Below are 19586 nucleotides of genomic sequence, written 5' to 3' on the forward strand. Positions count from 1 at the left end.
AAACAATTTTTAATGCACCATGAGCCAATCATAGGTGCATTTTATTATCCGAAGTATAAGTCGAGTCCAATATGTCAGTCAGTTCAGTGATCAAGTCCATACAAGATATTATGCGTAAAGATGCCGGTGTAGACGGTGATGCCCAACGATTAGGGCAAATGTCTTGGTTACTTTTCCTTAAAATATTTGATGCCCAAGAAGAAGCATTAGAGTTTGAGCTTGAAGATTATCAAGAGCCCATACCAACGCAGTATTTATGGCGTAACTGGGCACAAGACAATGAAGGCATAACGGGTGACGAATTATTAGAATTTGTTAACGACCAACTCTTTACCGACCTTAAAAACTTAACCGCACCCATAAAGCTTAACCCACGTGGTTATGTTGTACGTGAAGCCTTTAGCGATGCTTTTAATTACATGAAAAACGGCACACTATTGCGCCAAGTGATCAACAAGCTTAATGAAATTGATTTTACCGACTCACAAGAGCGTCACCTGTTTGGTGATTTATACGAGCAAATATTAAAAGACTTACAAAGCGCCGGCAATGCTGGCGAGTTTTATACGCCACGCGCCGTTACCCGTTTTATGGTTAACCGTATTGATCCAAAGTTGGGCGAAAGCATAATGGACCCTGCCTGCGGTACGGGTGGCTTTTTAGCGTGTTCGTTTGACCATGTTAAGGACAACTATGTAAAAACTGCCGCTGATCACCAAATATTACAAAAGCAAATTCACGGCGTTGAGAAAAAACAATTACCGCACTTACTCTGTACTACCAATATGCTACTACACGGCATTGAAGTACCGGTACAAGTTAAACATGGCAATACGCTAAACAAACCGCTTTCAAGCTGGGATGAAGAATTAGACGTTATTGTTACCAATCCACCGTTTGGCGGCACGGAAGAAGACGGTATTGAAAAGAACTTCCCTACGGAAACCCGTACCCGAGAAACTGCAGATTTGTTTTTACAGTTAATTATTGAAGTGCTGGCGTCGCCAACTACAGCAAAACAGGGTGGCCGTGCGGCGGTAGTATTGCCCGACGGCACTTTATTTGGTGAAGGCGTTAAAACCAAGATTAAAAAGCTATTAACCGAAGAATGTAATTTACACACTATTGTACGTTTACCTAATGGCGTATTCGCTCCGTATACCAGCATTAAAACCAACATATTGTTCTTCACCAAAGGCAAGCCAACGACAAAAGTTTGGTACTACGAGCACCCATACCCAGCAGGCGTTAAAAACTACAACAAAACCAAACCTATGAAGTTTGAAGAGTTCCAAACCGAAATTGACTGGTGGGGTAACGAGGCCGACGGCTTTGCTTCGCGTGTTGAGAACGAACAAGTATGGCAGGTAAGCATTGAAGACATTATCGCCCGTAACTTCAATCTTGATATTAAAAACCCCCATGTTGGAGAAGTGATCAGTCATGATCAGCAAGAGTTGTTAAGCGACTACGCCAAGCAGCAGGATGATATTCAAGCATTGCGTGATCACCTTAAAGGTATTTTGTCTGCGGCACTTTCTGATCAAGAGCCTAATGAAAAATCTAGTGATGGTAAGTAATCATGACTGATGTTAATAAGCTAATTACAAATAATATTGATGTTTGGACTAGCGCGATTAAAAAGCGCAATGCCACTGGGCGTGGTAGCTCTAAAAAAATTGAATTAACTGGCGTTAAGAAACTGCGTGAATTGATTCTAGAATTGGCGGTGCGTGGTAAATTAGTGTCGCAAGATGCTAATGATGAACCTGCTAACATTTTACTTGAAAAAATCACCGAAGAAAAAGCCCAACTCATCGTTGATAAAAAGATCAAAAAACAAAAGCCACTACCAGCAATCACCGATGCAGAAAAACCGTTTGAACTACCGAATGGTTGGGAGTGGGCACGATTACCTAACACAGCATATTATTCACCAGGTAAAACACCCTCAACAAAAAACTCAGAATATTGGGGAGATGATGTTAATAATGATATTTCTTGGGTAAGTATTGCAGATATGCATCATTATCGTGTAGTTGAAAGTACAGCTAAGAGGGTTACTAAAAAGGCTGTTGAAGAAGCATTTAAAAGAGAACCTGTCAAAGCTGGTACTATTATCATGAGCTTTAAATTAACCGTCGGTAAAATATCGATGTTAGGCTTAGATGCTTATCATAATGAAGCGATAATTTCTGTTGTTCCATACTCTGGAGTGTCTAAAGAATATATTTATCGTTTTTTACCTAGTAGGGCTTTATCGGGTAATACTAAAAAAGCGATAATGGGTAATACCTTAAATTCAGAGTCATTAGCTTTAATTACTATTCCTATTCCACCACTAGCCGAACAACACCGCATCGTTGCCAAAGTTGATGAACTGATGGCCTTGTGTGATCAGTTAGAGCAGCAAACCGAGGAAAGCTTTAGTGCGCACCAAACCTTGGTGGAAGTGCTGCTAGCGGGGTTAACAAATTGTGACAGTGCAGATGACTTCCTAACAAGCTGGCAACGTATCGCCGAGCACTTCGACGTACTATTCACCACCGAACATAGCATAGAGCAACTTAAACAAACCATCTTACAGCTAGCGGTCATGGGCAAACTCGTGCCACAAAACCCAAGTGACGAACCAGCAAGCGTACTACTTGAAAAAATCGCAGAAGAAAAAGCCCAACTTATCGCTGATAAAAAGATCAAAAAACAAAAGCCATTACCAGCGATTACTGATGAAGAAAAGCCGTTTGAACTGCCGAGAGGTTGGGAGCTGTGTCGTTTGGGTCATTTGATTAACTTAGTTTCCGGTCAACATCTTAAGCCAAGCGAATATAGCGAAATAGAGTTAGAAAAGGGTGTGCCGTACATAACAGGACCTGCTGAATTTGGTGAAAAACACCCTCAATACTCAAAATATACTACCGAGCGTAGAGCACTCGCTAAAAGTGGCGATATATTAATTACATGTAAAGGTGCAGGCTTAGGTAAATTAAATAGAGCAAATAAAACAATCGCTATTAGCCGCCAGTTAATGGCAATTCAGCCAATTTTTGTAGAGATTGATTACATACATTTGCTTGTAAATTCTTCATATGATTACTTTCAGGATAGAGGCGTAGGAATTGCAATACCAGGAATGTCTCGAGAAGATGTTACAGAGCTTATTCTTCAACTTCCACCACTAGCCGAACAACACCGCATCGTCGCTAAAGTCGATGAACTGATGGCCTTGTGTGAACAACTCAAAACCCGCCTAAGCGATGCCCAAACCATACAGCTAAACCTCGCCGATGCGGTTGTTGAAAATGCACTAGATAATGAGATAAGCAATAAATGATAGTTGCGATTATTGTAATCTCTGTTGTTGACAAAAAAAGGATTGATAGTATGATGCAAAACAAAAAAGAAACTTACCATAATGGTAAGTAATCTAAATTTAAGTCTATACTCAGGTAGTCCACCACAAAATAGTGATGACGATTTAAAAATAAGTGATGGCCCTTTGTATTGCAAAGAGTCAATTATGAAAATACTTAATGACCTTGGTGCTGATTCCATTAATGTAGTGACTAGAAGAGCAAACAGTCATATTAGAAAGTACGACTTAGATATTGACGACGGTGTGCTTAAACTATTAAAACTTGCTCTTAATAGCGGCGACTATCTAAATTCTCAATGGTGCGAACATGGTAAAGGTAATACGTGGTCGGCTTGTGATGCATATTCTGTTATAGAAAGTAAATGGAATGAATACATGTATGACTACCTTGAAACAAAATGGTATATCAAGTTCGCAATTGGCAAAGCTGGTAAGTTAATTTTGATTGTGTCTTGTCATTCATCTGATGAGCAGGAGTAATTATGAAAAATATAAATCAATGTCCTTTATGTGAAGAAGGCACACTGCACGAGCAGGTTGAACAAGAAACTACGCTGTATAAAGGTAAAGAGATTACATCACCTTTGTTTTTCAATGAATGTGACTTTTGTGGTACTGAACAGGCTGATAAAGTTATTTCGCGTAAAAACAAACGTGCGCATATTGCAGCAAAAAAAGTAGCCGATGGTTTGCTGTGCGGCGAACAGGTGCGTGATTTAAGAGATCAATGGGGAGTCAACCAAAACGAAGCTGCAAGAATGTTTGGTGGCGGACCGGTAGCATTTTCTAAATATGAGAGTAATGATGTGGCTCAGGCTGAATCAATGGACAAATTACTCAGACTAGCTAAAGAGATGCCACAGGTACTTATGTCATTAGCTAAAAAGGCTAACGTTACACTAAGTAACCGTAACCCTAGTATTCTATGGGAAACAACGACAAATATAGTCGCAGCTAACAGCAGAACAGTTAAACATTTAAGAGCAGTAACTCCATTACCTGATCTTAACGATCAAGAAAGGAAATACGCATGACAAACAAAAATTTGCGAGAGGCTATCGATAACTTAGAAATAAGAGATGTCTACGTTAAAAGCTTAATAGCGAATAGTGCGGATGATTTTGAGCCTAAGTACTTTGAAAATTTTGACAGCTTGACTCAACAAAATAAACATCTAGTTTCAAAATCATCAATAATGGTCATTGATGGTTCAGAAACTGAGCCAGACAAAGTTTTTCGAGTTCATGTTGAATATGGTATGCGCTGGACTGAAGCTACCGAACAAGAAGGAGGAGGTGAACAAAAGGCAATTATTGAGGCTGAATTTGTCGTTGAGTACCTTATGAAGAAGGAATTACACAGTGATTGTTTAAACGCATTTGCCCTGAAGAATGCTAGCTTCCACGTTTGGCCTTATTGGCGAGAGCTCGTTAGTTCTCAGTGTGAGAGAATGCAAATGCCACGCATCATCATGCCGACGCTGCAATTAGCCAGCAATAGAAATGATCAGCACAAAGAAAAATAGAACCTGTGATTTTATTAACTAACCCCTAATTGGTGGGTAAATCGGTGGGTTAAACATCCACACCGACAAAAAAAAACACCAACCCTTTTATTTTCATGGCTTTTATTGAAAACAAACAATAAGCAGATCGCGAACATTGAATAGCCTTTAAAGCAACTTCATCATTTCAAAAGCCACTTAACGATGGCTTTTTTATCGGCAGTTAAATAGCTTAATATGGTAAAAGCAGAGCTTGCTTGATATAACTTCAGTAGAAACTTAATCAGAGAGCTTTAAAATGATCACTCTATCCGCCGACCAATGCCGTGTTATTGGCGTAATGCTTGAAAAAGAAACAACAACACCTGAGCAGTATCCACTCTCTTTAAACGCTATAACCATAGGCTGTAATCAAAAAAGTAACCGTGAACCAGTAACATCATTTTCTGAAAGTGATGTGCAAAACTTAGTCGATGAACTGGTTGAAATGAATCTATTAATGTTAGATCACAAAGCTTCTGCGCGAGTAAATAAATATTTTCATCGTTTCTGTGATACTGAGTTTGGTAATTTAAAGTTTACACCACAGCAAAGAGCCATTATTTGCGTGTTATTGCTAAGAGGCCCTCAAACCCCTGGAGAGTTAAGAACCCGTACAAATCGCTTGGCTGAATTTACAGATGTTAGTGAAATTGAAACGGCTTTACAGCAGTTACAAGACTTCAGTAATCAAACCTTAATTAAAAAGTTAGGACGAGAACCAGGGAAGCGAGAAGCCCGCTATGTTCATTTATTCTCAGGCACCAGTGAATTCGATTTAATGACTGTTAATACGGTGCAAACTGGTGAGTCTTCGCCTAATAACAAGTCATCACTTGCGCAAAGAGTTGTAACATTAGAAAAACAAGTGGCTGTGTTGAGCGAACAACTATCCCACTTAACAGATTTACTTGAAAATAAGTAATTATCGATTTAATACCCAAGCAGTACTAAAATATACAGGGCAGATAATTCCACTATACACGTTCAACCATAGATACATGCTTAATTGTCGCGCTTAATTCATTGAGATCACGCACAACAACATCTGCTAACTTCTGATAACTCGCTGTTTTACCATAATTGATAAGACAAGACATGGTGTTAGCATTTTTTGCTGCTTGCAGATCATATAAATAATCACCAACGTATAATAAGTTTTCAGGGGCTAACTGCCACAACTCGGCTAAATGTAATAATGCATCAGGTGCAGGTTTAGCTTTGTGATCTTCTCGGGTTAATAATATCTCAATATCAATATTATTATTTTCAATTTTTATAGTCGCTGCTTGACGACAATTTCGCGTAACAATAGCACATGGCAAAGACAATTCAGCCAATAAGGTTAAAATTTGCTCGGTGCCCGCCAGCTTTTTTGCCCCCACCGCATCGTTGATTTCATACTCAACTAATAGTTCATTAGCATCAACTTGTTGACTTCCGGGTAAGGCAGCAACAAAATCTAATAAATCAATATTTTTTGGACAACCTAAAGATGCTCTTATGCTGTCAAAATCTAAAGATGAAGATACCAAGGTATTGTCGAGATCAAATATAACCCCCATAAGTTTATGTGCTAACAATACTGTATTACTCCTATTTATCTGACACACTAATAAAGTAAAATTATAAGATTCACTGTGATTAGCAATTTATTATACCTGACAACTAATACGTGAAAATAGCGCATTCAGATCAAATTCATCGATTAGAAGTTGAAAAGCTCCTTACTAGTTAGCATCAAAAAACACACACGGTTATGGGCTAATGCCGGCCATATTTTTTCACTGCGCGTATCATTAAGTAACAGATGCTTGCCAACGTTCTTTAATATGCTCGGCTACGCGAAAGGCATTGGCATAAATAGTAAACGTATAGGGTACGCTACCGCCTGTTGGCATAAATGAACCATCCGTTACATATAAATTATCAACTTCATGAGCTTGACAGTATTTATTCAATACAGATGTCTTAGGGTCATGACCGAACCGGCAACCTCCAGCCATTAAGTTTGTTGGTGGGTAGCTGCTTACTGAGCTAGTCACATTTTTTGCCCCCATACTTGCAAGTAACTTCTCGCCCTTATCGGCTAAGTATTCTCCAACCACCATGTCATGTTGATGCGCGCCGATCCTTACCTTAGCAACCGCTTGCCCCCATTTATCGGTGACTTCCGTGTCTAAACTGACAAAACAATCGTCGGTAGGTAACCAGTCATTAAACACTTCAAAACGTAACGTTTTATAGGTGGTAAATTCTTCTTTTAAATTTTTCTGTAATTGTTCGCCCCACACTAACTCACTTTCGTCATTGAATTGTTGCCCTTGTGCACGGGCAATAGGGTTTTGATAGAAGAGAAAATCAATAGTGCCGCCTTTCGCTTTACCTTGCGAGTTCGCTCCAGAAAAACTTTTATCGTCAATTTGATACCAGTCTTGCAAGGCACGATTGATAAAAGGGCCTACTTGCTTTAATTGTGCTTGCTTTTCAGTTGTTAAATCAGCGAACAAAAAGTCTCCCTTCCCTGTACCTCCGCCACTAAACACTAAGTTCTTACCAACTTGTCCGCTATTGTTCGCTAAACCTTGTGGAAATTTCTTCCCTGTAGAAGCCAGTAATAAACGTGACGTTTCTACCGCTTGGCAAGCAACAACATAAATTTTTGCCGTTGCTTTTTTCTCGCGACCTTGTGAGTCGTAGTAATGAATAGCAGAAATTTCACCTTTGTCATCACTCGCTATATGATAAACCTTAGCATTCGCTTTAATAGTCAAGTTTCCAGTGGTCACTGCATGGTTTAGCAAAGCCGCTCGACCACTGCCTTTTGCGCCTGTTGAGCAGCCATAACTACTGCAATAACCTGAATATTCACAGCTTTTGCGGCCCATCGCAGGTGTTGATAATATTGCACGAGGTACGGGCATCGAATGATAGCCAATATTTTTTGCCGCTTTGTCTATCCACCCTGACACTTGATGGTCAACTAATGGCGGGTAAGGAAATACCGTTGAGCGTGGTTCTTGGTGAGGATGTGCAACAGTCCTCCCAGAAACGCCAACTTCCCGCTCTACTTGAGCATAAAAAGGTTCCAAATCATCATAACTAATAGGCCAGTCAACAATGTTAGCACCTTCAATTTCACCAAAAGTAGATTTTAATTTAAAATCTACTGGTTTTAAACGATGAAAATAGCCACTCATAAAGTTAGATGAACCACCCACAACATTTCCGTTCCAGAAGCTCCAACCCGATTCACTTGTTGGCTCGCCCTGCCAGTAACTTTCTCCGCTATCAGTTTCGTATTCTTCTTCGATAACGTGCTGTTCATCGATAAGTTTCGGATTATATGAATCACGTAAACTGATCGCTAATTCATCTTTGAAAAATTCTTTCTCTGTTAACCATGGCCCTTTTTCCAGTATTAATACCTTAGCGCCTGCTTTGGCTAATGTATAAGCAACAGGCGAAGCTCCGGCCCCACTACCAACTATGCAAATATCAAAACTCATGCCTTGTTACTTCCTTTAACTGTCGGCAACTTTTTATTTGCTAACAGATCTTTTGATTGAATAATGTTGCTATCACTGTTGTCGCTAACGACTGAACGTTTAGGTAATTCAAAGTAACGACCGCCTGCATTAGGTAATGGGAAGCCCGCTTGGTGTTCTAACCATTGCCAACCGATCCCTTTTGGATTGCCGCCATAAGTAGGTGGCGATAACATTGCTTCAAAAATATAACCCAGTAAGTTATTGAGCCAGTTTTCTCCCGCTCTCGAGCCGCTAATACCTCGTAACATAGTTTCTTTTTCGGCTTTGCCTAATTCAGTAAACGTTTTTTGTAATTGGTTTTGCGTGTAGCCATTTAACCAACCGACACCTTTAAAAATAAAGTCAATTTCATTTTTTTCAGTCGGTTGCTGATAGACAACATTATATAAATAAATAACGACTTGTAACTCTTTCGCACTTGGACCATTACTCGATTCTGGCAAGAGATGATCAAGCACAGCATTTAAGGTTAACCAAGGTTCTGCCTGCAAAGTTTCAAACAATTTTTCTTTTTCATTTTGACTAAATGCTAAAGCAGGAAGCGCAGATATTGCGGTGGCTCCAGCCGCTGATTTCAATAATTTACGGCGGGAAAACTTATGTGACAACCAAGTAGGTGTTTGATAGTTTTTATCAAAAAAACTGCTCACTTTATTTAATGCTGACTCTGACATTTATTTATCCTTTATCGCATTGCTTTGCCATTTATTCAGAAATGCTAACCACTGTTCTTTAGAATACTGTTCGCCATCGAGTAACTCAGCGGTATCTTTTGACAAGATCATTTTACCGCTACTCGTTGAAACATACATATGAGGATAACCTAAAACTGGGGGAAGAGACTTCATAAACCCTTCATTTTCATTACTATCGCTAACACTTACTTTTAATAGTACAAATTCACGATGAAGTTTTTGGTAAACATCCGGATTATTCTCTAAAAAATCATCCATCTTTTTACACCAGCCACACCAGTTGCCACCAATTTCAATCAGCACATTGCGTTGAGTTTCTTTAGCTAATGTTATTGCAGCATTCGCGTCTTTAAAAGGGTCACTTTTTTCATCATAGACTTTACTGTACTTAGGTAAGTCATTGGTACTGATGGCTGAAGCCGTTGTTATTAGTAAAAAAGAGAGACAAAAGCTCATGAGTAAACGAGAAGAAAATTTCATAAATAGACTCAATAAAAATAGGATCGTGTAAAACTCTTCTAATTAGACCTTAGTTAGATTAACTATATTTCAAATTGTTTTCACGTCATTATGTCAAATTTGGTGCTGAACGATTATAATACGCAACAATTATTTTATCACAGGTATATTAACATGCGTCCAAGCGGAAGAACTCCAGGTCAAATACGTCCTGTAACTATTACTCGTCAATTTACGACTCACGCTGAAGGTTCAGTATTGATTGAATTTGGCGACACAAAAGTTATTTGTACTGCCTCAGTAGAAGTCGGGGTACCGCGCTTTTTAAAAGGACAAGGTAAAGGTTGGATCACTGCAGAATACGGCATGTTACCTCGCTCTACTCATACTCGTATGCGCAGAGAAGCAGCTAACGGCAAGCAAAGTGGTCGTACCTTAGAAATTTCGCGTTTAATCGCTCGTGCATTGCGCGCTGCTGTTGATTTAAAAGCCCTAGGTGAAAATACTATTAGCGTTGATTGTGATGTTATACAAGCTGATGGCGGTACACGTACTGCTTCAATTACGGGTGCTTGTATCGCATTAGTTGATGCTTTGAACTATATGCGTGCTAAAGATATTATAAAAACTAATCCGTTAAAACATATGATAGCCGCTGTTTCTGTTGGTATTTATAAAGGTGAACCCGTTTCTGATCTTGATTACCCTGAAGATTCTGCCGCTGATACTGATATGAATGTCGTCATGACAGACACTGGCAAATTGATAGAAATTCAAGGAACGGCAGAGGAAGCCCCCTTTAGCTTCGATGAAATGCACAGCATGCTGGCATTAGCAAAAGACAGCATTAATGAGTTGTTTGACTTACAAAAGTTAGCACTTAACTAAATACTCTTATTTTAGGTGGGAATAAAGATGAAAAACTATCAACGTGAATTTATTGAATTTGCTCTAGCGAAACAAGTATTACGCTTTGGTGAATTCACTTTAAAGTCAGGCCGTACCAGCCCCTATTTTTTTAATGCCGGTTTATTTAACACGGGGAGAGATTTAGCACGCTTAGGTCGTTTCTACGCACAAGCACTTGCTGATTCAAACATCGCCTTTGATTTACTTTTTGGCCCCGCTTATAAAGGTATTCCCATTGCAACCACTACTGCCGTAGCATTAGCTGATCATCACGATATGGATATACCTTATTGCTTTAACCGTAAAGAGGCTAAAACTCATGGTGAAGGTGGTAGCCTTGTCGGTTCGCCCCTGCAAGGTAAAATAATGTTGGTTGACGACGTTATTACTGCAGGTACAGCGATTCGTGAATCAATGGAAATCATTAAAGCGCATGGTGCTGAATTATCCGGTGTATTGATCGCTCTTGACCGCCAAGAAAAAGGTCAAGGTGAATTATCTGCGATTCAAGAAGTCGAACGTGATTTTGACACACAAGTTATTGCAATTGTTACCTTAGCTGATGTTGTAACCTACCTTGAAGAGAACATTGCTTCGCAACCAGAGTTAGTGACAAGTTTAGCGAATATTAATCAATACCGTGAAAGTTACGGTATTTAGTTTTACAGATACAGATGAACAAAAAACGCCTCATTATTTAATTATAATGAGGCGTTTTTATTTGTATGTTAATAACTTAAAACGTTATGCAGTTAACTGGAAATGAAAGCTTGGTGCTTTTTCATAAGCTTGATTGATACCCAAATAAAAACTTTCGATCCGCAATGACCTTTCATCAACAGCAACATCGCGACTAGGTACTATTTGTTCTTGAGCGTCTAATGTGCGATTAACGAGTGTATCGAAATCAATGTCTTCTGATTTTTTATTTTCTTCTTTAGCAAAAACATCCTTTGTTTTAATTAATACATTTAAGTCTTTAGCTTTTGCGGGATCATCTAAACTAACTGCGGCAAGTTCTGACTGTGCTTGTAATATTATTTTTGATGCTGATGCGGCCACACGATTATCTTGAGTTGAAGGATTAGCTGGTGCTAAAGCCGCCGCATGTACTTTTTGCATTTTGGCAATAGTTGCACGGGGGTTACCATCTATTCTAGAAAGATCGACGGAAACTTCACCACCAACAGCATATTTTTTGCCATCAGGACCGGTTTCAAAACTGTATGAAGGAACGCCTGTTGATGCTCCACCAACAGAAGCATGCGCTAATTCATGAGAACGCACTTCTTGATCACGTAATTGAAGCTCATTTATCACTTTCTGCTCTGCAAGAGCTTCAGAACTATTAAGAGCGGGAGAGCCATTAACGTCAGGAGATTTTTCTGTTGATTGATTATCTTCGTTTTCTGTTTCAGCCACTAACTCGTTGGTTAAATACTTTTGCGCTGCTGATTGCTCGTCAGAAGAATCATTTTGACGTTCACCACCACTATTAATCGTTTTGGCTTTTAGTTCCGCTTGCTTACGGATGTTTTCAAAATTAACCGTTTCATTATTTTGTGCAGACGATCTGCCTCTTTCTTTATCAGATGCCACACCTTTCTCAGCGGCTGACTGATTTGAAGCCGCTGGCTTTGCAATAACTTCACGTATGTTATTTTCACGACGCAAGTTATCCGTTTGCAGATTGACTGCAGTAGGGATAGACAATGTATGTGTTTGCGGCGTGATATTCATAATTTAAACTCGAACGTCTAATAACGTACCTAACGTTTCATCGGCAGTCTGTATAACATTAGCAGATGCTTTAGCTTGAAACTCAGCAATTTTTAAATCGACACTCGCTTTGTTAAGGTCAGGTGCTTCTGCTGAACTGGCTTTTTTTTCTGTTGTATTAGCGTTTTCACTGCTATCAGTGTTATTTTCTTGCCCAATACCAAAGTCTTCAGGACTAACCGCTAAATTAGCCGCAATATCGGCAGAAGCTTGAGTTGCATCGCCTTGCGCTTTTTGAAAACCTTGTACACCACTTGTAAATGCTGATTGTATTTCCATAACAGACTCCTCTATATCAATAAACAGAATACCAATGAACAGATAATGAATAACTAAATTTCACTGTTGAATCTTGATATGCATTTGTTTAATTATCATACAAAACGACTAAAAAGTAAAGGAAGAAATTCTCTGTAAAATCAATCAAACAAAGGGTATAGCCAAGAAATTAATGTTTGATGAAATTCTTCAGGGTGCGAAATAAAAGGAGCATGCGACGCTTTTTCAAAAATAACAACATCACTTTTAGGTGCTAATGTGCTAATGAGTTCAATTGCTTTTCGTGGCACTAAACCATCAAGTTTGCCGTATAAACGCAGAAATGGCATTGATATTTTAATAAGTTCGTCGCGATGATCTACTGTTTTAAGTAATTTTAATGACTCATCTAACGTTATTTTTGTTGGCAGTGGAAATTGCATTACAAGCGTGCGTAGTAACTTAATATCATCGCGCAAATGTGGGCTGCCCATTGATTGAATTTTTAGAAAATTATTAATAGTCTTGGCTGTATCTTCCGCCAATTGGCTATGAAATAACGTTAGTACGTTAGGTTTAATTCCCAACCAGTTTTCTTGTTCAACAAAACACGGTGAGCTTGCAACAGTCACTAGCGCCTTCACTTTAGCCGGAAAATTTAATGCTATTTCACTTGCAACTAAGCCACCTAATGACCAACCGATATAGATGGCAGGTTTTGCAACAGCTTGCTGAATCAATGTAGCGGCTTGCGCTAATGTGTAAGGTGATAATGAATGCTCTACATTCATGCCAAAACCAGGTAAATCAACAGTGATCACTTCAAATTTTTTTTTTAATATTTCAACACTGGGTTGCCAGACCCCTGAGTTTACTCCCCAACCATGAATAAAAACGAGTGGGAGCCCACTTCCTTGGCTCGATATTTTTAAAGTTTCTGCCATGCTCATAGTCAATGGAGTTACCGTTAATTTTTAGTAAACAAAAGTTAGCGACAGTTTACTCAATGGATTTAATAAATGGAATTTAATAAATGGAATTTAATAAATGGAATTTAACCAAGAAAAATTTTTACGCGCAATAAAACAAAAATCACTGTGTTTTATTGCGAGATTTAAATCGATTAAAACACAATTAAGTTGTTGTGACTTATGTGGTGGAGAGTGCCAAAGCCAAGCGATTATTTGTGATTTTTGTTTAGCTGATTTACCACTGTTTGACTTAAAAAAATTACATGGAGATTTATTAACATGGCCAGAGGTCAATCGTTTATTGCCCAAAAGAATGTTCAATCAATTAATTACTGTTTCACCTTATCAATGGCCTATTGATTTATGGGTAAGACAGCTGAAATATCACGGGCGTTTTGAATTGGTTAATTTACTAGGCTCTTTGTTATTTAAACAATGGAAAAGTATGCTGGAGGATAAAAATGAAGTCGCTGAAGGTTTCATTCCTCCAACTGTATTATTATCTGTGCCCATTCATATTAAAAAGTGGCAAGACCGTGGTTTTAATCAAGCACATTTACTCGCGGAAAATTTTGCTCGTAAAGCTAAGATGGCATATTTTCCAAATGCCTTGAAACGGATAAATAATAACATAAGCCAAGCGGGCCAAACAGGCGTTACAAGGCGTAAAAATCTACGCCTTGCCTTCGAGCTTTCAAGCGATTATTTAGTCAATAATAATAAACGTCGCCATCTGCCTGAACACATTTTACTGCTTGATGATGTGGTAACAACGGGCTCTACCTGTAATGAAATTTGCCGTTTACTTAAAGCTCATGGTGTTCAAAAAATTACTGTGATAAGCCTTTGTCTATCATTACCTGCAAATAAAATTCAACCTCAATAAATTCTTATTAATAGGAAACGGGAGTACTAAATGCTTTTGCAAAAAATAAACTGTTCGCTATGATTTTTGCACTACCTAACCAATAGCCACGAAATGCCAGATTATCGGTACTGGCAATTACCCGTCCTTTTCCATAATTATGGGCAACAATAGCAGAAGTGTTGGCTACCCGATTCACCATATTTTTATCGGCATAACCACTGATTAAAGGCCGTGCACTATAATTAGCAACGGCAATAAAAGGTTTTGAACTATGCTGCATGATTAACGTACTATTGCGAAATAATGGCAAACGGCTGTCAGTATAACCATAAGCCAGCGGATGAGACGTATCGAGCCCTGATTCAAAAATAGCACCGGCGATGCGTTTGCGTCCAGCCAGTATTTCTTTATCTTGGTATTGTAAATTATCCATATCAAACAACTGATTAATTTCATCTTTAGCTACAAATTTCATCGTGAGTAATTCATATTCTGACAAAAATTTTGCGCCACGCTTCTGCGCATAAATAACGCCACCGTTCTTTATCCATGCACCTATTTTATCTGCATCATTTTCACTTAATGCATCATATTTTCCATCGACCATAATAATATGGCTATAAACACTTAAATCGATTTTTGATAATCGTTGTTGTTCAACCACAGTGACAGGTATTGATAACGTATCGTCAAGATAAAATAAGATTTCTGCACTTTCGTACTGTGAGACGCCCTTACCGCCAACCATTAAAAGTTTTACCGGTTCTAACAATTGAAACGAACCACTGCCTATATCTATCCCTTTAACCGTTAACCCCGTATGCAAACTATCAAGAGGAATATCTATTTTTTGACTACTTTGCTTAACAATATCACGCCAGTTTTTTTGTACTTGTATGCCAGCAGGAATAATAATACTGCCACGAGCATAATCTTTATTAGTTACCTTGGCGTTAATTTTTAATCTTGATGAAAAAGATTTTGTCGCAACTTTTGCCTTAATACCTTTATTAAGTAGTTCATTAAGTAATTTAGGTGCTAAAAAATGATGCCATTCAAATGCATAAGCATACGCCTTAGGTGCAACCGTACTTTTTTCGGCAATTTTTGCAGGGCTGTCCCAAGCATTATCTGCTAGTTTTAGTCCCCATGTACGGCCAACCCGATAGAAATCTATGTCCATTGCTAACGGCATTGTCCAGCCTGAAACATCATAAAAAGTATTATCTTCAAACTGGGTCTGTTGAGAAAAAAGGGCTTTAATGACTCGGTATTGGCGTTGCTCTAAGGGCAGATAAAAACTATGCTCTTTTGTATAAATAACGCCCGCCAAACGGAAATCTTCGGTGAGTGGATAGACCTTGATTTGATGTTGTTTTAATTTATCAAGCAATACATTTAAACGATAAGAGTCATGCGCCTCGTGTAATAAATAGCCACTGAAGTTTTCTTTATCTGCGAGCTCTTCTGACTCTTTATAAAAATTTTCACGATAATTAAATAATTTATCTTTATTTTTCCATGCTCCCTCAATAGTAGAAAGAGACGTTAACACGTGATTTTGAATACCAAACTCAAACGTTAACAAACCATTATCACTATTTTGTTGCATACCTCGACTACTTGCTTGTTCAAACAAAATACCTATACCACCGTTAATGTCAGGGTAAGTAGAACCTTTACCGTAATAAAAATCATCAAAGTTCTCTTGGCTATAATAAAGTCGGTTATCATTGTCTAGGGCTGCGGCATGGTAAGTCGCCAAAAGTTGTGTCAATTCAGTATTAGCGGTTGATGTTAACGGGTGAGTTCGCGTTGGAATACCTGGCTGAAAAAAATAACTGCCATTGGCGCCCATCTCATGAAAGTCACCTAATACATTTGGCTGATATTGATGAAAGTACGCTAATCTATTTTGACTTTCTTTTTGTGCCAACAGTAACCAGTCACGATTAAGATCAAAACCAAAGTGATTAGTACGGCCTGTGAGCCAACCTTGATGGTGTTCAATATGGTTTTGATCTGCATTGGGTGTACTACCACGGTGCATATTCACCCATTGTACAAATCTGTCCATGCCATCAGGATTAATACTAGGTTCAAGCACGATTAAGGTATTCTCTAACATGTTAATTATGTCGGTATTTTCACTCGCGGCTAAATGATACGCCACCACCATAGCGGCATTGGCTCCACTAATTTCGTCACCGTGCACACTGTACCCAAGCCAGATAACCAAAGGTAGTGTGGGATCTTCAGCGTCATTATCTTGTGATCTTTTCGCTAATATCTCATTCAAATTAGCTAAATTATTTTTAGAAGAAATCGTCAGTAATACTTGTTGGCGCAACTCTTGAGTTTGGCCAATACCTGTTAATTTTATCCGCTGTGAACTACTTGCTAATGCTTTCATATAGTTTAACAGTTGATCATGACGGGCATGTCGCTCACCAATACCGAAGCCTAATGTGCTTTCAGGTTTAGGAATCGCTTGGTTGTATGGGTGACCAGTGGGCAAGTAATCAGTGACTTTTGCCGCCTGACTCGATGAAGATAAAGCAAAAAAGCCAACCAAAACGGCTAAAAACAATCGTGGTAACATAAGTGATATCCTTGAATTCAATAGCGATAAAATACCAAAGTCTATAGAAACACACCAGAATAACTGTCTTTTTTTCTCACATTCTTACTTTAATTAACTGTAATTTCACTAGCGTATGAGTAGATAACAGCGTAAAATATTAATACCTGACTAAATTAGTCAGGTATTAATATTTTCAATCTCTACGGTCCGTGAGAAACTTTAGAGAAATTTTGGTAACAAGTGTAAGAGAGTAATAACCGTGATGATCAATATTTCCGAAACAGCACAATCGCATTTCGCTAAATTATTAGAACAACAAGCAGAGGGCACAAGTATCCGTGTATTTGTTGTTAATCCAGGTACTGCTAGTGCAGAGTGTGGCGTGTCTTACTGCCCAGCTGACGCGATAGAACCTGAAGATATTGAAATGAAATTCGAACACTTCTCTGCTTATATTGACGGTGACAGTAAGCTGTACTTAGAAGATGCTGAAATAGATTTCACCACAGATCAAATGGGTTCACAACTAACCTTAAAAGCGCCAAATGCTAAATTAAGAAAAGTAAATGACGATGCGCCATTATTCGAACGTGTTGACTACTTCTTAAAAGCAGAAGTTAATCCACAGTTAGCTGGCCATGGTGGTGAGTGTACGTTAATGGAAATTACTGACGACGGTTTCGCTATTCTACAATTTGGTGGTGGCTGTAATGGTTGTAGTCAAATTGATGTCACTGTAAAAGATGGTATCGAAAAACAACTTCTCGAAACAATGGCAGGTGAGATAAAAGGTGTTCGTGATATGACTGAACACGAACGTGGTGATCATTCTTACTATTAAGTTATTGGTTCGTTAACCCGACCACTATACTGACTGCTGAGTTATTCATTAATTTAAAATGATAACAATACTTGAAAAATTAGGCCAAGACCCGCAAAGAAGCTTAGTGCTTTTTACTCGCGGACTTGGTCTTTTTACTATTGGCGTTTGCTTAATTTTTATCGGTTACTATTACCATTATTATTGGCAAATCGCCGGCATTGTTTTTTTAGCTATTGGTCTGTTAACCTCTGCTTGGGGTTACAGTGGGATCTTTGCTAATCGTTTACTCAATATTTTTGATCGTCAGACAAATAAAAAATTAAAGGCTAATGGGTTGTTTTTCTATAACGCGATAATAGTGCCAAGCTAAACTTAATCCTCGAACTAGCAAAAACACACTAAATGCAGCCCATAACCCATGATTACCAAATCCTTGTAATAGCCACCACATTGGAAAAAAGCAACCAAAGGTCGCAATTATCATGCTATTTCGCATCACTTTGGCTCTCATTAGACCAACAAAAACACCATCAAATAAATAACACCAACAACCTAATACAGGTAAGATAATCATCCAATGTACATATTGTTCGGTCGAGAAAACAACCTCTGGAATATCGGTTAGTAAACCAATCAAGAAATCACCTGCTATGGCAAAGAGTGCACTATAAGTGAGCGCAAAGAGTCCCGTCCAAAATAAAGCGATTTTAACGACAAAATTACGCTGTTTAAGATTCTTTTGCCCTTGTGCTTTACCCACTAACACTTCTGCTGCATTGGCAATGCCGTCTAATCCAAATGAGATTAACAAAACAAAGTTCATTAAAATGGCATTAGTTGCAATAACATCATCCCCTAACCTAGCCCCTTGAAAAGTAATAAAGACAAAACAAATCTCTAAGCACAGTGTTCGAATAAGAATATCTCGATTAAGTTGAAAGTAATTGATCAGCGCTGACTTCTCAAATAAATGATCTCTGATATCTGTAAATTTTCCCACCATTTCTATTAATATACTTTTTAGGGGTTGTAGATTACCTGTTTGTTTCGCAAAAATAATATAAGCCAACCCTATAATAACACCTGAATATTCAGCGATTAACGTTGCTGACGCCACCCCTTGCACTTGCCAATCAAACACTAAGACAAACAATAGATCTAGCGACAAGTTAATTAAGTTAGTGACGATCAATATCCACATTACAGCCTTAGCTTTATGATTGCCCAACAACCATCCTAATATAACAAGATTTGATAACGCAGCAGGTAAACCCCAAATACGGATATCACAATATTGCTTAGCATAAAATTGTATTTGTTCAGATCCTCCGGCTAAACCCAAGCTTAGATCAAGATAAAAAGACTGTAACAAAATCAGTGCACCACCAATTAAGCAAGCCACTAACAAACCTCGTAGCAGAACCAATAAACTTTTTTGTGCGTTTTCTTCACCTAATGCCTGAGCGGTAAGACCTGTAGTCGACATACGTAAAAAACCACACAACCAAGTAACAAAGGTAATAATCATTGCCCCGACTGTACTGCCACCTAGGTAATAGGCTTGGTCTAAATGTCCTAAAACAGCAGTATCAACTAAGCCTAGAAGAGGTATGGTGATATTTGAAAAGATCATCGGTAAGGCGATGAGGAATAGCTGTTTATGGTGGTTGATAGTATTAACGTTCAAAAAAGTATTCCATATAAAAATTACCTGAAAATTTACTATAAAAAGAAAGCAAAACGCGCTATTTTTATGACTGACTAAACAAG

Annotated in this window: 20 protein-coding genes; 11 read left to right on the top strand and 9 right to left on the bottom strand. The window is 38.5% G+C overall.

Going from position 1 to position 19586, the window contains the following annotated elements:
- Positions 1 to 71 precede the first annotated feature (71 nt).
- From H4J73_RS11905 to H4J73_RS11930, 6 genes are all read left to right on the top strand, one after another.
- A complete protein-coding gene (locus tag H4J73_RS11905; protein WP_182223739.1) occupies positions 72 to 1580 on the top strand; it encodes a type I restriction-modification system subunit M in 1509 nt (502 codons plus the stop codon).
- 2 nt (positions 1581 to 1582) lie between these two features.
- The gene (locus H4J73_RS11910) at positions 1583 to 3334 is read left to right on the top strand and encodes a restriction endonuclease subunit S (protein ID WP_182223740.1); all 1752 of its coding nucleotides are present in this window, start codon (positions 1583 to 1585) and stop codon (positions 3332 to 3334) included.
- A gap of 81 nt (positions 3335 to 3415) precedes the next feature.
- Complete coding sequence (locus H4J73_RS11915; RefSeq protein ID WP_182223741.1) at positions 3416 to 3856, top strand: hypothetical protein; 441 nt, start codon at positions 3416 to 3418, stop codon at positions 3854 to 3856.
- Between the two features lie 2 nt (positions 3857 to 3858).
- Positions 3859 to 4410: a type II toxin-antitoxin system MqsA family antitoxin gene (locus tag H4J73_RS11920; protein WP_182223742.1), complete on the top strand. Its 552-nt coding sequence runs from the start codon at positions 3859 to 3861 to the stop codon at positions 4408 to 4410.
- Entirely contained in the window at positions 4407 to 4901 is a 495-nt protein-coding gene (locus H4J73_RS11925; protein WP_182223743.1) for a preprotein translocase subunit SecB, read from the top strand. The genes H4J73_RS11920 and H4J73_RS11925 overlap by 4 nt, the downstream gene beginning before the upstream one ends.
- A gap of 277 nt (positions 4902 to 5178) precedes the next feature.
- Positions 5179 to 5844: a YceH family protein gene (locus H4J73_RS11930; protein WP_182182228.1), complete on the top strand. Its 666-nt coding sequence runs from the start codon at positions 5179 to 5181 to the stop codon at positions 5842 to 5844.
- Between the two features lie 52 nt (positions 5845 to 5896).
- Here the strand turns inward: H4J73_RS11930 and H4J73_RS11935 are convergent, their stop codons facing one another.
- The 4 genes from H4J73_RS11935 to H4J73_RS11950 all read right to left on the bottom strand — a co-directional run bounded on the left by H4J73_RS11935 (position 5897) and on the right by H4J73_RS11950 (position 9645).
- Positions 5897 to 6502: an HAD family hydrolase gene (locus H4J73_RS11935; RefSeq protein WP_259366529.1), complete on the bottom strand. Its 606-nt coding sequence runs from the start codon at positions 6500 to 6502 to the stop codon at positions 5897 to 5899.
- A 216-nt stretch (positions 6503 to 6718) separates the two neighbouring features.
- Positions 6719 to 8428, bottom strand: a complete 1710-nt coding sequence (locus H4J73_RS11940) for a GMC family oxidoreductase (protein WP_182182229.1) — start codon at positions 8426 to 8428, stop codon at positions 6719 to 6721.
- Positions 8425 to 9144 (bottom strand): gluconate 2-dehydrogenase subunit 3 family protein, encoded by a 720-nt coding sequence (locus H4J73_RS11945; RefSeq protein WP_182182230.1) that lies wholly within the window; start codon positions 9142 to 9144, stop codon positions 8425 to 8427. The genes H4J73_RS11940 and H4J73_RS11945 overlap by 4 nt, the downstream gene beginning before the upstream one ends.
- Positions 9145 to 9645, bottom strand: coding sequence for a thioredoxin family protein (locus H4J73_RS11950; protein ID WP_182182231.1), 501 nt, complete (start codon positions 9643 to 9645; stop codon positions 9145 to 9147).
- A gap of 153 nt (positions 9646 to 9798) precedes the next feature.
- On the opposite strand from H4J73_RS11950, the gene rph reads away from it, so the two are divergent.
- Together rph and pyrE are read left to right on the top strand one after the other, a co-directional pair.
- The gene (rph, locus tag H4J73_RS11955; protein ID WP_182182232.1) at positions 9799 to 10512 is read left to right on the top strand and encodes a ribonuclease PH; all 714 of its coding nucleotides are present in this window, start codon (positions 9799 to 9801) and stop codon (positions 10510 to 10512) included.
- 27 nt (positions 10513 to 10539) lie between these two features.
- The gene (gene pyrE, locus H4J73_RS11960) at positions 10540 to 11193 is read left to right on the top strand and encodes an orotate phosphoribosyltransferase (protein ID WP_182182233.1); all 654 of its coding nucleotides are present in this window, start codon (positions 10540 to 10542) and stop codon (positions 11191 to 11193) included.
- Between the two features lie 84 nt (positions 11194 to 11277).
- Here the strand turns inward: pyrE and H4J73_RS11965 are convergent, their stop codons facing one another.
- The 3 genes from H4J73_RS11965 to bioH all read right to left on the bottom strand — a co-directional run bounded on the left by H4J73_RS11965 (position 11278) and on the right by bioH (position 13514).
- Complete coding sequence (locus H4J73_RS11965; RefSeq protein ID WP_182182234.1) at positions 11278 to 12273, bottom strand: putative metalloprotease CJM1_0395 family protein; 996 nt, start codon at positions 12271 to 12273, stop codon at positions 11278 to 11280.
- A 3-nt stretch (positions 12274 to 12276) separates the two neighbouring features.
- A complete protein-coding gene (locus tag H4J73_RS11970) occupies positions 12277 to 12591 on the bottom strand; it encodes a hypothetical protein (RefSeq protein WP_182182235.1) in 315 nt (104 codons plus the stop codon).
- Positions 12592 to 12731: 140 nt separating this feature from the next.
- The gene (gene bioH, locus H4J73_RS11975) at positions 12732 to 13514 is read right to left on the bottom strand and encodes a pimeloyl-ACP methyl ester esterase BioH (protein WP_182182236.1); all 783 of its coding nucleotides are present in this window, start codon (positions 13512 to 13514) and stop codon (positions 12732 to 12734) included.
- A 103-nt stretch (positions 13515 to 13617) separates the two neighbouring features.
- On the opposite strand from bioH, the gene H4J73_RS11980 reads away from it, so the two are divergent.
- Positions 13618 to 14427 (top strand): ComF family protein, encoded by an 810-nt coding sequence (locus tag H4J73_RS11980; RefSeq protein ID WP_182182237.1) that lies wholly within the window; start codon positions 13618 to 13620, stop codon positions 14425 to 14427.
- A 7-nt stretch (positions 14428 to 14434) separates the two neighbouring features.
- Here H4J73_RS11980 and H4J73_RS11985 read toward each other — a convergent pair whose 3' ends face one another.
- The gene (locus tag H4J73_RS11985) at positions 14435 to 17011 is read right to left on the bottom strand and encodes a M14 family zinc carboxypeptidase (protein WP_182223744.1); all 2577 of its coding nucleotides are present in this window, start codon (positions 17009 to 17011) and stop codon (positions 14435 to 14437) included.
- A 244-nt stretch (positions 17012 to 17255) separates the two neighbouring features.
- Between H4J73_RS11985 and nfuA the strand changes: the two genes are divergently transcribed.
- Complete coding sequence (gene nfuA, locus H4J73_RS11990) at positions 17256 to 17834, top strand: Fe-S biogenesis protein NfuA (protein ID WP_070375496.1); 579 nt, start codon at positions 17256 to 17258, stop codon at positions 17832 to 17834.
- 58 nt (positions 17835 to 17892) lie between these two features.
- Positions 17893 to 18186 carry a hypothetical protein gene (locus tag H4J73_RS11995; RefSeq protein WP_182182239.1) on the top strand — a complete coding sequence of 98 codons (294 nt, stop codon included), beginning with the start codon at positions 17893 to 17895 and terminating at the stop codon, positions 18184 to 18186.
- Here the strand turns inward: H4J73_RS11995 and H4J73_RS12000 are convergent.
- Complete coding sequence (locus tag H4J73_RS12000) at positions 18136 to 19503, bottom strand: MATE family efflux transporter (RefSeq protein WP_259366528.1); 1368 nt, start codon at positions 19501 to 19503, stop codon at positions 18136 to 18138. The genes H4J73_RS11995 and H4J73_RS12000 overlap by 51 nt on opposite strands.
- Positions 19504 to 19586 lie beyond the last annotated feature (83 nt).

It is taken from the genome of Colwellia sp. MB3u-41, assembly GCF_014076845.1.
Taxonomy (GTDB): domain Bacteria; phylum Pseudomonadota; class Gammaproteobacteria; order Enterobacterales; family Alteromonadaceae; genus Colwellia_A.

Excerpts from the sequence above, each read along its gene's own strand:
- H4J73_RS11905 (WP_182223739.1), top strand. The coding sequence starts at position 72 with ATGTCAGTCAGTTCAGTGATCAAGTCCATACAAGATATTATGCGTAAA.
- H4J73_RS11910 (WP_182223740.1), top strand. The coding sequence starts at position 1,583 with ATGACTGATGTTAATAAGCTAATTACAAATAATATTGATGTTTGGACT.
- H4J73_RS11915 (WP_182223741.1), top strand. The coding sequence starts at position 3,416 with ATGGTAAGTAATCTAAATTTAAGTCTATACTCAGGTAGTCCACCACAA.
- H4J73_RS11920 (WP_182223742.1), top strand. The coding sequence starts at position 3,859 with ATGAAAAATATAAATCAATGTCCTTTATGTGAAGAAGGCACACTGCAC.
- H4J73_RS11925 (WP_182223743.1), top strand. The coding sequence starts at position 4,407 with ATGACAAACAAAAATTTGCGAGAGGCTATCGATAACTTAGAAATAAGA.
- H4J73_RS11930 (WP_182182228.1), top strand. The coding sequence starts at position 5,179 with ATGATCACTCTATCCGCCGACCAATGCCGTGTTATTGGCGTAATGCTT.
- H4J73_RS11940 (WP_182182229.1), bottom strand. The coding sequence starts at position 8,428 with ATGAGTTTTGATATTTGCATAGTTGGTAGTGGGGCCGGAGCTTCGCCT.
- H4J73_RS11945 (WP_182182230.1), bottom strand. The coding sequence starts at position 9,144 with ATGTCAGAGTCAGCATTAAATAAAGTGAGCAGTTTTTTTGATAAAAAC.
- H4J73_RS11950 (WP_182182231.1), bottom strand. The coding sequence starts at position 9,645 with ATGAAATTTTCTTCTCGTTTACTCATGAGCTTTTGTCTCTCTTTTTTA.
- rph (WP_182182232.1), top strand. The coding sequence starts at position 9,799 with ATGCGTCCAAGCGGAAGAACTCCAGGTCAAATACGTCCTGTAACTATT.
- pyrE (WP_182182233.1), top strand. The coding sequence starts at position 10,540 with ATGAAAAACTATCAACGTGAATTTATTGAATTTGCTCTAGCGAAACAA.
- H4J73_RS11965 (WP_182182234.1), bottom strand. The coding sequence starts at position 12,273 with ATGAATATCACGCCGCAAACACATACATTGTCTATCCCTACTGCAGTC.
- H4J73_RS11970 (WP_182182235.1), bottom strand. The coding sequence starts at position 12,591 with ATGGAAATACAATCAGCATTTACAAGTGGTGTACAAGGTTTTCAAAAA.
- bioH (WP_182182236.1), bottom strand. The coding sequence starts at position 13,514 with ATGGCAGAAACTTTAAAAATATCGAGCCAAGGAAGTGGGCTCCCACTC.
- H4J73_RS11980 (WP_182182237.1), top strand. The coding sequence starts at position 13,618 with ATGGAATTTAACCAAGAAAAATTTTTACGCGCAATAAAACAAAAATCA.
- H4J73_RS11985 (WP_182223744.1), bottom strand. The coding sequence starts at position 17,011 with ATGTTACCACGATTGTTTTTAGCCGTTTTGGTTGGCTTTTTTGCTTTA.
- nfuA (WP_070375496.1), top strand. The coding sequence starts at position 17,256 with ATGATCAATATTTCCGAAACAGCACAATCGCATTTCGCTAAATTATTA.
- H4J73_RS11995 (WP_182182239.1), top strand. The coding sequence starts at position 17,893 with ATGATAACAATACTTGAAAAATTAGGCCAAGACCCGCAAAGAAGCTTA.